This is a genomic window from Saccharothrix sp. CB00851 (assembly GCF_001905065.1).
GTDB lineage: Bacteria > Actinomycetota > Actinomycetes > Mycobacteriales > Pseudonocardiaceae > Actinosynnema.
Genome location: NZ_LWLC01000014.1, coordinates 1 through 14,064, shown reverse-complemented (window position 1 = coordinate 14,064; position 14,064 = coordinate 1). Strand labels below are relative to the sequence as shown.

At 70.2% G+C, this 14,064-nt stretch carries 13 protein-coding genes and 1 pseudogene; 4 read left to right on the top strand and 10 right to left on the bottom strand.

The window, feature by feature from the left end:
- Positions 1 to 89 precede the first annotated feature (89 nt).
- From A6A25_RS16070 to A6A25_RS16050, 5 genes are all read right to left on the bottom strand, one after another.
- The gene (locus tag A6A25_RS16070; RefSeq protein WP_073890623.1) at positions 90 to 980 is read right to left on the bottom strand and encodes an NAD-dependent epimerase/dehydratase family protein; all 891 of its coding nucleotides are present in this window, start codon (positions 978 to 980) and stop codon (positions 90 to 92) included.
- A 33-nt stretch (positions 981 to 1,013) separates the two neighbouring features.
- Positions 1,014 to 1,883, bottom strand: coding sequence for an NAD(P)H-binding protein (locus A6A25_RS16065; protein WP_158073743.1), 870 nt, complete (start codon positions 1,881 to 1,883; stop codon positions 1,014 to 1,016).
- Position 1,884: 1 nt separating this feature from the next.
- Complete coding sequence (locus tag A6A25_RS16060) at positions 1,885 to 3,033, bottom strand: NAD(P)/FAD-dependent oxidoreductase (protein ID WP_073890622.1); 1,149 nt, start codon at positions 3,031 to 3,033, stop codon at positions 1,885 to 1,887.
- 144 nt (positions 3,034 to 3,177) lie between these two features.
- Positions 3,178 to 4,785, bottom strand: a complete 1,608-nt coding sequence (locus tag A6A25_RS16055; RefSeq protein ID WP_073890621.1) for an FAD-binding oxidoreductase — start codon at positions 4,783 to 4,785, stop codon at positions 3,178 to 3,180.
- A gap of 136 nt (positions 4,786 to 4,921) precedes the next feature.
- On the bottom strand, positions 4,922 to 5,293 hold the full coding sequence (locus A6A25_RS16050; protein WP_443217057.1) for a DMT family transporter: 372 nt from the start codon (positions 5,291 to 5,293) through the stop codon (positions 4,922 to 4,924).
- A gap of 187 nt (positions 5,294 to 5,480) precedes the next feature.
- On the opposite strand from A6A25_RS16050, the gene A6A25_RS46315 reads away from it, so the two are divergent.
- Positions 5,481 to 6,095: a TetR/AcrR family transcriptional regulator gene (locus tag A6A25_RS46315; RefSeq protein ID WP_073890620.1), complete on the top strand. Its 615-nt coding sequence runs from the start codon at positions 5,481 to 5,483 to the stop codon at positions 6,093 to 6,095.
- Between the two features lie 7 nt (positions 6,096 to 6,102).
- On the opposite strand, the gene A6A25_RS16040 is transcribed toward A6A25_RS46315, so the two are convergent.
- Positions 6,103 to 6,603 carry a cupin domain-containing protein gene (locus A6A25_RS16040; RefSeq protein WP_073890616.1) on the bottom strand — a complete coding sequence of 167 codons (501 nt, stop codon included), beginning with the start codon at positions 6,601 to 6,603 and terminating at the stop codon, positions 6,103 to 6,105.
- 232 nt (positions 6,604 to 6,835) lie between these two features.
- Between A6A25_RS16040 and A6A25_RS16035 the strand changes: the two genes are divergently transcribed.
- The 3 genes from A6A25_RS16035 to A6A25_RS16025 all read left to right on the top strand — a co-directional run bounded on the left by A6A25_RS16035 (position 6,836) and on the right by A6A25_RS16025 (position 10,511).
- A complete protein-coding gene (locus tag A6A25_RS16035) occupies positions 6,836 to 8,233 on the top strand; it encodes an FAD-binding oxidoreductase (RefSeq protein WP_073890613.1) in 1,398 nt (465 codons plus the stop codon).
- Between the two features lie 50 nt (positions 8,234 to 8,283).
- Positions 8,284 to 9,474: a methionine adenosyltransferase gene (metK, locus tag A6A25_RS16030; RefSeq protein ID WP_143193193.1), complete on the top strand. Its 1,191-nt coding sequence runs from the start codon at positions 8,284 to 8,286 to the stop codon at positions 9,472 to 9,474.
- A gap of 68 nt (positions 9,475 to 9,542) precedes the next feature.
- A complete protein-coding gene (locus tag A6A25_RS16025) occupies positions 9,543 to 10,511 on the top strand; it encodes a carbohydrate kinase family protein (RefSeq protein ID WP_073890889.1) in 969 nt (322 codons plus the stop codon).
- 24 nt (positions 10,512 to 10,535) lie between these two features.
- On the opposite strand, the gene A6A25_RS16020 is transcribed toward A6A25_RS16025, so the two are convergent.
- The 4 genes and pseudogenes from A6A25_RS16020 to A6A25_RS16010 all read right to left on the bottom strand — a co-directional run bounded on the left by A6A25_RS16020 (position 10,536) and on the right by A6A25_RS16010 (position 14,051).
- The gene (locus tag A6A25_RS16020) at positions 10,536 to 11,309 is read right to left on the bottom strand and encodes a hypothetical protein (protein WP_083668378.1); all 774 of its coding nucleotides are present in this window, start codon (positions 11,307 to 11,309) and stop codon (positions 10,536 to 10,538) included.
- 396 nt (positions 11,310 to 11,705) lie between these two features.
- A pseudogene (locus tag A6A25_RS43015) lies at positions 11,706 to 11,836 on the bottom strand (acyl-CoA dehydrogenase family protein); the annotation flags it as partial.
- A 72-nt stretch (positions 11,837 to 11,908) separates the two neighbouring features.
- The gene (locus tag A6A25_RS16015; RefSeq protein ID WP_073890607.1) at positions 11,909 to 12,406 is read right to left on the bottom strand and encodes a hypothetical protein; all 498 of its coding nucleotides are present in this window, start codon (positions 12,404 to 12,406) and stop codon (positions 11,909 to 11,911) included.
- Positions 12,366 to 14,051: a golvesin C-terminal-like domain-containing protein gene (locus A6A25_RS16010; RefSeq protein ID WP_073890604.1), complete on the bottom strand. Its 1,686-nt coding sequence runs from the start codon at positions 14,049 to 14,051 to the stop codon at positions 12,366 to 12,368. Before A6A25_RS16010 ends, A6A25_RS16015 begins: the two co-directional genes overlap by 41 nt.
- Between the last annotated feature and the right edge of the window lie 13 nt (positions 14,052 to 14,064).

Sequence of the window (14,064 nt, the reverse complement as noted above, 5' to 3'; positions counted from 1 at the left end):
GATACAGAATCTCGCGAGAGGTGCGGCGGCAGGGCGATCGGATCACCGCCGCGTGGGCCGTCAGCCCTCGTCGCGAACCCGGTCGCGGGTCAGGCGCACTCGGGGTGCCAGCCGAGCAGCGGCCAGATGCCGCGCACCGGCTGCCACCCCAGCGCGTCCTTCGCGGCGGCGCTGCACACCCGGTGGGACACCGTGTCCGTGCGCATGCTCGGCAGCGACACCACCGGGGCCGGGACGTCGTCGAAGGCGGCGAGGCACCCGAGGTACGCGACGTTGCGCACCGGCTCGTCCGCCACGTTGAGCACCACGCCCCGCGACGGCCGTTCGACGGCTGCCACGACCGCCTCGGCGAAGTCGGCCACGTGCACCATCGACACGAACTCGCGGCCGCCGCCGGGCACCTTCAACGTGCCCGCCCGCAGGTGCTCGCGCTGCTGGTCCTGCACGGTGCCGGGACCGACGAACCGCGCCGCGCGCAGGATCGTCCAGGCCACCTGGTCGACCGGCAGGGCGCGCACGGTCGCCTCCATGGCCGCGACGGGAGCGGCGATGGTCGCCCTGGCGGCGCTGGTGTCCAGGGGCTCGGCCTCGCTGAGCCAGCGGTCACCGCCCTCCCGGTAGGCCATCGTGACGCTCATCTGGACCAGGGCAGGCACCCCGCCGGCCCGCACGGCCTCGGCGATGACCTTGGTGCCCTCCACCCTGACCCGGGTGTTCTCGGCCCAGGCGCCGCGGGCGGCGAAGTCCCGGGGTATCGCGGTCGCGGTGTTGACGACGACGTCGAAGCCACGCACCCGCGCGGCGAGGAGCTCGGCGGCGTCGGGGTCGAGCAGGCTGCCGCGCACCCGGTCGACGGCGCCGGGCAGGGTGTCGAGCCTGCTGCCCGGCGACATGACGGTGACCTCGTGGCCCTGTGCCAACAGCATCGGCACCAGTTCCCGACCCAAAACACCGGTGGCGCCGATCGCGAACACACGCATTCTTCGTCTTCCTGTTCTTCCCCAGAGGATGGGTCACACCGGCGTCCGGCGGAGGATCTCCCCGATGACACCCGTCAGCGACCGCGCCGGCCTACCGAGCACGTCGTGGACGGTGGTGGTCACCGGGGCCGCCTCGCCGGCCCGGTAGGTCGCGTAGAGCTCCAGCCGGGCTTCCGCCGCCCACGGCGGCATCCCGGCTCCGGTCATGACGTCGAAAGCGGCCTCCGGCGACACGTCGACGAACCGGACCTCCTTGCCCAGCCCGCGGGCGAAGTGCCCGGCCACGGTCGGGTAGTCCAACGCCTGCGGACCGGTCACCTCCAGCACGGAGCCGTCCAACGCCGGGTCCGTGAGCGCCACCGCGGCCACTGCGGCCACGTCGTGCGCGTCGACCCAGCTGACCTTCGCGTCACCGACCGGAAGGGCGATGACACCGCGGGCGGTGATGCCCGGCAGCCACTGTCGCATGTTCTGCATGAAACCGTTGGGCCGCACGACGGTGTGACGCAGGCCCGATTCCGCGAGGGCCGCCTCGGCGACACCGTGCTGGCGGTGCAATCCACACCGGGCGGAGGGGTCGGCGCCGAGCGCCGAGACCTTCACCACCCGTTCGACCCCCGCCTGCTTCGCCACGTCGATGATCCCGCGCTGCAACGAGTCCTGGTCCGGGTGCAACGGCGTGAGCAGGAACAGCGACCGGGCGCCGCTGAACGCCGGCAACAAGCCCTCCGGTCGGGTCAGGTCGCCTTCGACGACGTCGGCGAGGTCGTGCGGTGGCCCGGCCGATCCCGGGCGGACCACCGCCGACGGCCGCACGCCGCGAGCGGCCAGCTCCACGAGCAGCGCGGAACCGATGGTGCCGGTACCGCCGAGCACGACGGTCGGGCCGATGTCGCCGGCCACGTCAGACCACCTCCATCGCCGAGTCACCGATCTCCCGCAGGATCGCGGGCAGTTCGTCGCGCTGCGCCGTGTCCGCCAGCAGCTCCCCGAGCGCCGGCGCGAGCTTGAACAGGTTGTGCCCCGCGACGGCGCTGACGCCCGGCCGGTGCCAGACCCGCAACCCGTCGCTGCCGACGGGCAGCTTGGTCATCACGCAGACCCGGATCCCGACCGGCTCCGGGTCCAGCCCCGGCATCGCCTTGCGCACGTAGGAGCGCAACCGCTCGACGTGCACGTCCATAGTGGACCCCGGCGGCAGCGCGCCCCTGGCGTCGAAGGGCACGTCGACGTCCGGGCCGATGAGACCGAACACGTAGCTGCCGGTCGAGCCGATGGGCGAGCCGTACACCCACTCGCCGAACTCGCCCGACCGGTCGACCCAACAGGGCAGCGGCTCGCCGCGGTACTCCTCCCGGACCCGGAAGTGGGGCCGGGCGTGCAGGGCCTGCCTCAGCGGGACCTCGAACCCGACCCCGGCGGCGAGTCGCGGCACGGCGGTGCCCGCGCAGATCACGACGTGCCGGGCCCGGTAGATCGCCTCGGTGGTCTGGATCTCCACCGTGCCGCCGTCGGACGGCACCGTGACGCTGTGGATGTCCGCGGGGATGATGCGGTCGCCGACCCACCCGGTGAGCGCGTCGATCGTGCGGCCCGCGCGGATCGCGCCGCTACCCGGGTCGACGAGCAGCCGGCCGGACACCGGCGCCAGCGGCCCGAACAGCTCGCGGTGGCGTTCGGGCTCGGCGAAGTGGTGCGGCACGTCGTTGGCCCGCAACCCGGCGGCGTCCGCCTCGTCCATGCCGGCGTACACCGTGCCCTCGTCACCGATCAGCCTGCGCCCCAGGCGTTCCTCCCACCCGCGGAAGCCCGCACGGCCCGCGACCGCCAGGCCGACGACGCGCGGGTCGTCGTGGCGGTTGCGGAAGGTCCGGGTAAGCCCGCCGGAGAGTCCGCTCCCCGGCGGGCGCCCGTCGAAACAGGTGACGTCCGCACCGCGCCTGACGAGGGCCTCGGTCGTGGCGAGGCCGATCACGCCGGCGCCCACCACCGCGATGTCGAGTTCGCGGCGATACCCGCCGCGGTCCCCACCGGCGAACCGACTGCCAACCATCGAGATCCTCCTCGTGCCGTGGTGCCGGACTCTCCTCGCGCGACAGTCCTGCGTGGCCGCCGCACTCCGGCTCCAGCATGGCCGGGCGCCCGCCGACCGCTCATCCCGCGTTCTCGTGATTGAGCGCGCCGACGTGGTCGGCGATCAGCCGGGGAGGCGGATCGACTGCGCGTGGCGGAACAGGTTGCTCGGATCCCAGCGGGCCTTGACAGCCTGCAACCGCGGGTAGTTGTCCTTGAAGTACAAAGTGCTCCAGGGCACCCCCGAGGTGTTCCACCGGGGGTCGCCGAGGTCGACGTCGGCGTAGTTGATGAAGCAGCCGTCGGTCCGGTCGTTGATGACCGGGACGCCACCGGTCTCCGCGTGCACCGCCCGGTAGAACTCGCGGTGCCAGGCGAGGTTGCGCTCGTCGTCCACCGCTTCCGCCCAGCTCGTGCCCCACAGCAGCTTCATCACCGAATCGCGGTGCGGTTGCGCGGTCGCGCCCGGCGCGACGGTGTTGACCTTCCCGCCGTAGGACGCGATCGAGACCGCGAAACCGACGTGCTGGTGGTCGGTCTCGCTCAGGGAGCGGTAGAACGCGCCGATCTGGTTCTCGCTGAACCCCTTGCGCTGGTAGCTCGACTTGTGCTTGTAGCGCTCCGTCGGGTTGCTCATCCACAGACCCGGCCAGCCGGTCGACTGCAACCACGGCATCCGCCTGCGGTCGGTCACCTCCCTCAGGCCGACGCCCGCGCCGACCGCCGCGACGAAGTCGTCCATCAGCCGCTCGGCGCCGGGCAGACCGGCGTCGATCTGCATGATCATGTACAGCGGCGCGGTCGGCCTGGTGGTCAGCTCCAGCCGGGCGAACAAACCGGCGTACGGGCTGTCGTGGCCGCTGTTCTTCTCGTGCCACGTGCCGTAGTTGCGCAGCAGCGTGGCGAAGCGCCGTTCGTCGATACCCTCCCACGGCCACTGCACCCGGTGGGTCCACAGCTCGGAGGGAGGCTTGGGCAGCAGGCGCGACGGGTCGGTGCCGACCGCGTTCGGCGAGCGGAACCAGTACCGGGTGACGACGCCGAAGCTCCCGCCGCCTCCGCCGGTGTGCGCCCACCACAGGTCCCGGTTCGGGTCGCCGGCGTCACGGGTGGCGGTCACCGCGCGGGCCCGGCCCCGCCGGTCGACGACCACGACCTCCACCGCGTACAGGTGGTCGACGATCACGCCGTGCAGCCGGTTGAGCTGGCCGTAGCCCGCGCCCGCGACGTGGCCGCCGACGCCGACCGGGTGGCAGGAACCGCCCGGCAGCGTCACGCCCCAGCGCTTGTGGAGCGTCTCGTAGACCTCGCCGAGCGTGGCGCCGACCTCGACCATCACCGCGTTGTGCCGCGGGTCGTACTCGATCTTGGTCATGTCGGACATGTCGATGATCACCTGGGTCTCCGGGTGGTCCACGAAGCCCTCGTAGCAGTGACCGCCGCTGCGCACCGACATGCGCTTGCCCTCGGCGACCGCGACCTGCACCGCGTCGACGACCTGCTCGGTCGTGCGGGGCAGCCTGATCCGCTCCGGGTTGCTCACCCAGCGCTGGTTCTGCCCCCTGGACAGGCTCGGGTGGCGCGGGTCGCCCCGGCGCACGTCGAGCGCGTGTTCGACCGAAGTGCTCGGTGCGCCGGCGGCCGTGCCCGGGTGCACGGCCGGCGCGACCAGTGTCGCGCCTCCGAGCAGCGCGCCGCGGGTCAGGATCGTTCGACGGGATAACGGGCTCATCCGTGCGGACCTCCGGGTCGGTGTGACGGGCACAGGCCGACAGGATTCAGCGCACGCCGAGTCCGCACATCACGCGTTCACGCCATCCGCGGCGGCCGGTGCCACACCTCCGCCGCCGGCCGGGCGGCGTGCCGGGTCAGCCCCCGATCAGGTGGAGCCCGACGATGCCGATCGTGATCAACGAGAGGAACAGCAGCCTGAGCGGCGAGGTGCCCTCGTTCAGCAGCACGATGCCCACCAGCGCGGTGCCGACCGCGCCGATCCCGGCCCAGACGGCGTACGCGGTGGCCACCGGCAGGCTCTTCAGGGCGAAGGTGAGCAGGATGAAGCTGGTCCAGGCGGTCACCAGCCCGATGACGGTGGGCCACAGCCGGGTGAAGCCCTCCGAGTGCTTCATCGAGATCGCCCAGATGATTTCGAGGAACCCAGCACCGATCAGGATGACCCAGGCCACAGTAATCGCCTTCGCCTTCACTCGTGTCTCGTCCAGCACTTCGTCACCACGCACCGGCTGACCTCCTACCGTGCCGCCCGAGCCGACATCCCGCGCGGTCCCGTGCGGTCACGGACGCCGCACTGCCCCGGGCCGTTCCACCGCGCCCTCGAAATTTTGTATCATTTGATACAGTAAAGCTATCTGGACAGGACAGGGCCGTCAAGCCAAGATGAACTGGCGACGCGGGAGGAAGGTCGTGATGGCGAAACGCGGACGACCTCGCACGTTCGAGCGGACCGAAGCGCTGCGAGTGGCCATGAGCCTGTTCTGGGAACAGGGCTACGAGGGCACGTCGATCAGCGAGTTGGCCGCGGCCATGGGCATCAACTCGCCCAGCCTCTACGCCGCCTTCGGGTCCAAGGAAGCCCTCTTCCGCGAGGCCGTCGCCCTCTACGACAAGACGGAGAGCGACGCCACGGCGACGGCCCTGGCCGAGCCCACCGCGCGGCGGTCGATGGAAGCGCTGCTCCACAACAACGTCGTCGCCTACACCGAGCCCGGCACGCCGCGCGGCTGCATGATCGTGCTGGCCGCCAACACCGGCAAGACGAAGAACGAAGAGGTTCGCGAGTACGTCGCCGAGTACCGGCGCGCGACCATCACGATGGTGGCCGACCGGCTGCGGCGCGGCGTGGCGGACGGCGACGTGCCGCCCGACGCCGACATCGCGGCCATCAGCGCCTTCTTCACCACCGTGCTGCACGGCCTGTCCATCCAGGCGCACGACGGCGCTTCCCGCGAGGAGCTGCAGCAGGTGGTCGACGTCGCCATGGCCGCGTGGGACGGCATGGTCCGGCAGACCTCGGTGGTGTGATCGCACGTCACGTCTCGTAGTACTGAAGCCCGTACTTCTCCTCGCCCAGCGCCACCGACCTGGCCACGTCCTCCGGGTACTGGTCGGCGGGCGGCGCCGTGGCGTGCTGCGAGGTCGGCAGGCCGACGTCGAGGAAGTAGTCCTCGAACCCGGCCGGGGTGAACAGCAGCAGCAGCTTGCCGTGCGAGCCGCCGATGTTCTGGAACCGGTGGAACGTGCCCTTCGGCAGGTAGATGAACCCACCCGGTTCGACGATCAGCTCGCGGTCGTTGGCCACCACCTGGAACTTGCCGTCGAGGATGTAGAACGCCTCGTCCTCGTTCTTGTGGGTGTGCAGCGGCGGGCCGCTCAGCGGCGGCACGACGACCTCGATCAGCCCCATGGCGCCGTCGGTCTCGGCCGCTCCTGCCTTGATCGTGTACTTGTCCCCGCTGAACGCCCAGACGCCGGGGCCTTCGTCGGCGGCCACGTAGTGGGCCTGGGGCAGGTTCTTGGCTGGGATGCTCATGCGCGACTCCCTCGCTCCGGACGTGTGCGGTCCACCGGGTGCGCGGCCCGTGGCCGACCGTGCCGACGCTAACCACCGCGCGGCCGCCCGACATCACGCGATCACGCGATTGCCCGCCGCCCGCAAGTGCCGCCGGAGACGGCGCGGGATGGCTTGCTTGCGCGATTACGCGCCACCCGCGCGCGACCTACCGTCGAGATCCGGGAACGCCAGCGCAGAGAGCGGGAACAGCATGGACATCCTGGACCTCCGGCGACGCACCTCGGGCACGGTCACCCACCGGGACGACGCCTCCTACGAGGAACTCCGGCAAACCCTCGTCTGGAACGGGCTCAAACCGGCCCGCTCGCCGGAGGTCATCCTCCAGGTGGCCGACGAGCAGGACGTGGTCGAGGCGGTCCGGTTCGCGCGGTCCGCCGGCCTGAAGGTCGCCGTCCGAGGCGGCGGGCACAACTGGGTCGGGTTCTCGCAGCGCGACCGGAGCCTGCTGCTGGACCTGTCCGCGCTCACCGCGGTGTCCATCGACGTGGGGTCGCGCTCGGCCCGGGTCGGCCCGGGAATCCGGAGCCAGGAGCTCAACCGGCTGCTCTCGGCCGAGGGCCTGGCCTTTCCCGTCGGGCACTGCGCGACCGTCCCCATGAGCGGCTTCCTGCTCAACGGCGGCCTCGGCTGGAACTCCAACGCCTGGCGGCCCGGCTGCCTTAACGTGTCGGGCGCCCGGGTCGTCACCGCGGACGGGACCGTCGTGGTCGCCGACGAGGAGCACGACCGCGACCTGCTGTGGGCGGTCCGCGGCGCGGGCCCCGGTTTCTTCGGCGTCATCACGGAGTACTCGCTGCGGTTGCACCCCGAGCCGCGCGCGATCACGTCGAACACCTACTACTACCCCATGTCCAGTGTGGACAGGCTGGCCGAGTGGTTCGACAGCGCGGTGACCCGGCTGCCGGAGGCGGTTGAGGTCTCGATCTTCATGCAGCCGGCGCCACCCCAGCTCGCCGAGGCGGCCGAGGCGGACAACGGGTACGTGTGCATGCTCAGCGCGACCGCGTTCGTCGACTCGCTCGAGGAGGCGCGTGCGGTCATGTCCGTGCTCGACGAGAGCCCCGTGCTCGACGAGTGCCTCCAGGTCGATCGCGACCAGGCGACGCCGATCGACGCGCTGCTGCTGCCCAGCCTCGCCGCGTGGCCCGTGGGGCTGCGGTACCTCGCCGACACGGCGTGGTCGGACTCACCGGCGGAGGTCCTGCGCCGCAGCCGTGACCACTACCTCCGCGCCCCGTCCCGGCAGTCGTTCGCGACGACGTGGTTCTCCACCGGTCCGCGGGGCATCGCCTCGCCGCACCCCGACGCCGCGTTCTCCATGACCGGGCGCACGCTGACCCTGAGCTACGCGGCCTGGGCCGGGCAGGAGCAGGACGAGGCCAACCACCTCTGGCACCGCGCCCTCGTCGACGACCTGCACGAGGTGACCACCGGTCACTACATCGGCGAAGTCGACATCGTGCACCACCCGACGCGCCACGAGCGGTCGTTCAAGCCCGAGAACTGGAAGCGGCTGCGCGAGCTGCGGCAGCAGTACGACCCGGACAACCTGTTCCACGGTCCCTACGCCGAAGGCGAAGCCGGCTGACGACGGTCCGGCGGGCACGGCGCCCACGGCGGCTCGAGAGAGGACGCATGATGCACAGGTCTTTCACCAGTGAGTCGGTGACCGAGGGGCACCCGGACAAGATGTGTGACGCGATCAGCGACTCGATCCTGGACGCGTTGCTGGCCGAGGACCCGCGTTCGCGGGTGGCGGTGGAGACGATGGTCACCACTGGTCAGGTGCACGTGGCGGGTGAGGTGACGACCGAGGCGTATGCCGACATCCCGTCGATCGTGCGGGACAGGATCGTGGAGATCGGGTACGACTCGTCGGCCAAGGGTTTCGACGGTTATTCGTGCGGTGTGAACGTGGCGATCGGTTCGCAGTCGCCCGACATCGCGCAGGGCGTGGACACGGCGTTCGAGAAGCGGGTCGAGGGTGCCGAGGACGAGATCGCCAAGCAGGGTGCGGGCGACCAGGGCCTGATGTTCGGGTATGCCTGCACGGACACGCCTGAGTTGATGCCGTTGCCGATCGCGCTGGCGCACCGGTTGTCGCGGCGGTTGACCGCGGTGCGCAAGGACGGCACGGTGCCGTATCTGCGTCCGGACGGCAAGACGCAGGTCACGATCGAGTATGCGGGTGACCAGCCGGTGCGGTTGGACACGGTGGTGGTGTCCACGCAGCACGCGGACGGGATCGACCTGGAGAAGCTGCTCGGTGTCGACATTCGGCAGCACGTGGTGGCGCCGGAGGTCGAGGTGCTCGGTCTGGACACCACGGATGTGCGGTTGCTGGTGAATCCGACCGGTCGGTTCGTGATCGGTGGTCCGATGGGTGACGCGGGTCTGACCGGTCGCAAGATCATCGTCGATACCTATGGTGGTATGGCGCGGCACGGTGGTGGTGCGTTCTCGGGCAAGGACCCGTCGAAGGTGGACCGGTCGGCGGCGTACGCGATGCGGTGGGTGGCGAAGAACGCGGTGGCCGCGGGTCTGGCCACGCGGATCGAGGTGCAGGTGGCGTACGCGATCGGGAAGGCGGCGCCGGTGGGTTTGTTCGTGGAGACCTTCGGTACCGAGACGGTCGACCCGACCAAGATCCAGCAGGCGATCGGTGAGGTCTTCGACCTGCGTCCGGCCGCGATCATCCGCGACCTGGACCTGCTGCACCCGATCTACGCCCCGACCGCCGCGTACGGCCACTTCGGCCGCACCGACATCGAGCTGCCGTGGGAGAACACCGACCGCGCGCAGGCGCTGAGGCAGCAGGTGAACGGGTGAACGGCACGGACACGACCACCGCCCACGACCGGATCATCGTCACCGGGTCGATCGCCACCGATCACCTGATGACCTACCCGGGTCGCTTCGGCGAGCACTTCCTGGTCGACCAGATCGACCAGGTCTCCCTGTCGTTCCTCGTCGACAGGCTCGACGTCCACCCCGGTGGCGTGGCCGCCAACATCTGCTTCGGGATGGGGCAGCTGGGACTGGCGCCCGTGCTGGTCGGTGCGGTCGGCCGGGACTTCGACGGCTACCGCGCGCGCTTGGAGCAGGCGGGGGTCGACACCGGTTTCGTCCACGTGTCCCAGGAGCTGCACACGTCGCGGTTCCTCTGCACGACCGACCAGGACGAGAACCAGATCGCGTCGTTCTACGCCGGAGCGATGAGCGAGGCGAGGGACATCGCACTGGCGCCGATCGTCTCGGCGATCGGCGGCGTGGACCTCGTCGTCGTGGCCCCGAACGACCCCGGTGCGATGCTCCGGCACAGCGCGGAGTGCCGGGCACGCGCCTACCCCTTCGCGGCGGATCCCTCGCAACAACTCGCACGTCTCACGGGCGAAGAGGTCCGCGATGTCGTGGAGGGCGCGAAGTTCCTGCTCACCAACGAGTACGAGCACGCGCTGCTGCTGGACAAGACGAAGTGGAGCCGGGACGAGGTGCTCGGCAAGGTCGGTGCCTGGGTCACCACCCTCGGCGATTCCGGGGCTCGCATCGAGATCGACGGTGAACCGACCGTGCACGTGCCGGCCGTGCGAGCGCGGTCCGTGCTCGACCCGACCGGTGTCGGGGACGGTTTCCGCGCCGGTTTCCTCGGCGGGCTCTCCTGGGGGCTCGACCTGGAAGGGTCGGCGCAGCTCGGGTGCGCGTTCGCGACGCTCGTGCTGGAGAACGTCGGCTCCCAGGAGTACGAGTTCGACGTCGTCGAACTCCTGCGGCGGATGAGCGAGACCTACGGTCCGCCCGCTGCCGCCCGAGTGCGGGAGCACCTGGTCGGCAGCGAAGGGCGGACACCGCCGGCGCACGTCGGGTGAGACGGGCCTGACCCGCCCACGGGCTCAGTTGAGGATCGACCAGTCCGGCGAGCCGAACGTCACCGCCGGCCGGGGACGGTTGTTGTCGTCGTGCCAGGCCAGGAGTGCCTCGATGGTCGTGTAGCCGACCGTCGTCCGGGCGCCCGGCCCGAACGACTTCTGCAGCGGGGCGGGCCAGAAGCTGATGACCTGCGCCCCGGTCGGGTGTTCAGGGCTGATCATCGGACCTTCGGTGTGGACGCCGGTCGCCATCGCCACGTGCGCCAAGCCGTCGAACAGGACGATGTCGCCCGCGATCGGGGTGCCGACGGTCCTGCCGGTGTAGGGGAGCAGCACGCCGCCCATCAGCCGCGTGGTCAACTCCGCCTCGAAGTTGTGGGGCCGTTCGCCGTAGGCCACCCGCAGGTTGTGCGTCCCGGTGATCTGGCCGTCCAGCATGACCGCGAGCAGGATCACCTCCCAGCAGTTCACCGTGGTCGAGGGCACGTCGAACGGGAACGTGTCGGAATCACCGTCGATCAGCCGGACGAAGGCGTTGTTGCCGCCCGGTCCGGACGGGACCCACGAAAGCAGCGGCGCGCGCTCCGCGAGCTTCCTCATGGCGCCGAACGCGGTGAGCTGCCGGCCGGCCAGGTCAGCCGAGTCCACCGCCCTCTTCACGCTGCCGCGCAGCTGCATCCGGCACGCCAGGACCGAAGCCTCCTCCCCGGCGTGGTCCCGGACCTGCGCGTACTCCTCCGTCTTCTTGATGTCGTCCGCGGTGATCTTCGGCAGCCCGAGTAATTCCGAGAGTTTCACATGTCCTCGCTTGGCATCGGCGGGTATGTCAGGTAGTCGTCTCGGGGCGAGCCGCCGTTACAAAATCGGTGAACCCGCCGGAATGCGGTTTCGCACCGACCCGGGCTGTTGTCCGCGACCGAATTAAGGACACCCAAGGACGGGGCGGTGTCGCACGGCGTTGGCCAGGGCTTTGGTGACCAGGTCGGTGCGCAGGGGGTCCGCGGTGGCCCAGCCTTGAACTTCGGGGTGAACGCATGCCACGCGCATCCAGTTCCCGGACGACGTCGCGGACCTCGTCGGCCAGCACCACGGCGTCGTCCTCCAGCAGGGTGCCCTTCCACAGCGTGTTGTCGAGGTCCCACACCAGGCACTTCACCATCGGGCTGTCGGTCGACACGGCTCCCCCTCCACCCATCACGGCGCCACCATCAGGGCCTGTTCGGCCGCAGGAGTTGGCACATCTCGGTGCTGCCCTCGATGATCTCCATCAGCTTCGCGTCGCGGTACGCGCGAGCGACCGCGCCGCCGTCCTGCGCGCCCGCCGAGTCGGAGGAGATGGTGCCCCGTTCGCCCACGTCCTGCGCGAACGGGGCACCACGCCGTGAAGCGGACTGTTCTCACGCGTTGGAGCAGAATCTCCGGAAGGGTGGGTTGGCGCCGGGGTCGGCGGGGACGACCGGAGTGATCTCCCATGGATTGCCTGCTCGTTCGTGCAGGCCGATGCCGCGACACGGGCCGTACGCGGTGTCCGATCCCACCTCGGGGACCTTGGTGAAGTTGAACCAGTCACCGCGCAGGACGGGCTGGGTGTTCCCGGTGCGGACGCCGTTCCGGTCGATGGCCAGTCCTCGGTGATAGAGGTAGTTGTCCGGCATCCAGCTGGCTCGCAGGATCGGCGTCCACTGGTCGACCTTGCGCACCGTGCCGTCCACGCAGGCCAGGAAGTTCAGTTCCTGCCAGATCGGCGGTGCGTCGTTGAAGGCGGACGCGCTCACCCCGGCGACGGCGCCGGCGTTGAAGAACATCTCCCAGACGTCGGCCACCAGTTGCTTGAGCCCGGCGGGAATCCGGCCGTCACCGTCGATGCGGTCGCGCCAGGCCGCGGCGGCGTTCACCGGTCCCGACTGGCTCAGGATCGGCCGGTAACCGGTCGAACCGCCACCCGTGGTCTGCGCCCGGACGCACGAGGCGTTGGTGGGCGCCGCCGCTCCCGAGGCGTCGGTGAGCTGCGGGGCTCGGCGGCCCTCGGCGTAGGCACGTCCCGGTACCGTCCCCGTCGGCGGTGCGGTTGCTCAGACTCACGCGCGGTTGGGTGCCGTTGAACATGAAGGTGCCGATGTTGAGCCACCGGTTCCCGCTGCACTCCTGGCTGATGAACCGGCCCCGCTCCCCGCCTTCGGCGTTGACGCGGTACTCGGCGAGCCGGGTCCGGGCACCTGGATCGGGAATGTGCGCCAGGATCTTCATCGGGCCGGTGCGGACCTGGTTCAGCGTCCAGGTACCGACCGCTTCACGGCTTTCGGAGTCGTGCGTGTTGCTCATCCAGAAGTGCCCGCCGTAGGCGGCGCCGATCTGGTGGACGTCGATCTTGCCGGGGTAGTTGCCGTTCGAGGCTTGCTTGAAAGCGAGGGAGAAGGTGCCCGAGCTGGGTGGTTTGGCACAGCCGGGACGGACCGAGGGCACGTTCTGCGGCAGGTTGTCCACCACCAGTGCGTTGGACGGCAGCCCCGACAGCGAGCAGACCGGCGGGTAGCTGGTGCCGTCCTCCTGGTAGGCGTAACCCGGGTCGAACCGCAGCAGCTCCCGTCCGCAGCTGTCCTGGCAGTTGGCCTTCCACGTGTTCGGCTGGTGGTACCAGCACTTGAGGTCGTACTCACCGGCGCTGTTCTTGTGCGCGCAGGGCCCGGCAGGCTCACCGAGCACCTCATCGGCCTGCGGCGGGAACTCCTTGCCCGGCACACACTGGTTGCTGGTGTCGCAGAACTGCACGGTGGGCGGCTTCACGGCCCAGCGGTCGGCGTCGGTCAGCCACCAGGCCGGCCGGAAGGCGTGGACCAGCGTGCCGGGGCTCTCGATCAGCTCGATCGGGTGCCCCGCGAAACCGAGCACCTTCTCCGGGTAAGGCCAGTGCTGCGGATGCGCGGCGTCGGCGTACGAGGTCTCCATGAACGGGGGCCGGTCGGCCGGGTAACGCGGGTTCACCGGGTTGTTGAGCCAGCCGACTCCCCACGGCTGGCCGTTACCCGGATTCTGGTGGAAGCCGGAGTTGTACGCCCACACCGCGAAGAACCAGTTCTCCAGCCGGTCGGCGCTGCCGTTGTTGATCGTCAGCCCGGCGCGGCGGGTTTCGTTCCACTTGTCTTGCAGCATCCGCACGCCACGGGCGATGTTGGCGGCGAAGTCGAGCGCGATCGCCCGCTGCTTGTCGTACGGCATCGCGATCTCACCGGGCCGTTCCTTGCCTGCCAGTCGCATTCCGTCGGTGATCTGCATGACGCCGTAACCGCAGTCGGCCTTGTCCCACCGGATGGTCCAGTCGTCCCCCTCGTCGCCGTTGTAGTAGTCGATTCCGAAGTAGTTGCCGATCAACGGGTTCGCCGTCATCCCCGGCACCGCGAACTTGGCCGCCTGCCAGGTGTTCGACTCCTGCGTGGCGATGCCGAGCAGTACCTGCGCGGGCACGTGCCCACCGCCGTCCAGCGCCGTCGGCGGGAACAGGCCCTGAGCTTGCCGTTTAAGGTCCCGGTCGGTGACGTGCACCCCGGTTGATCAT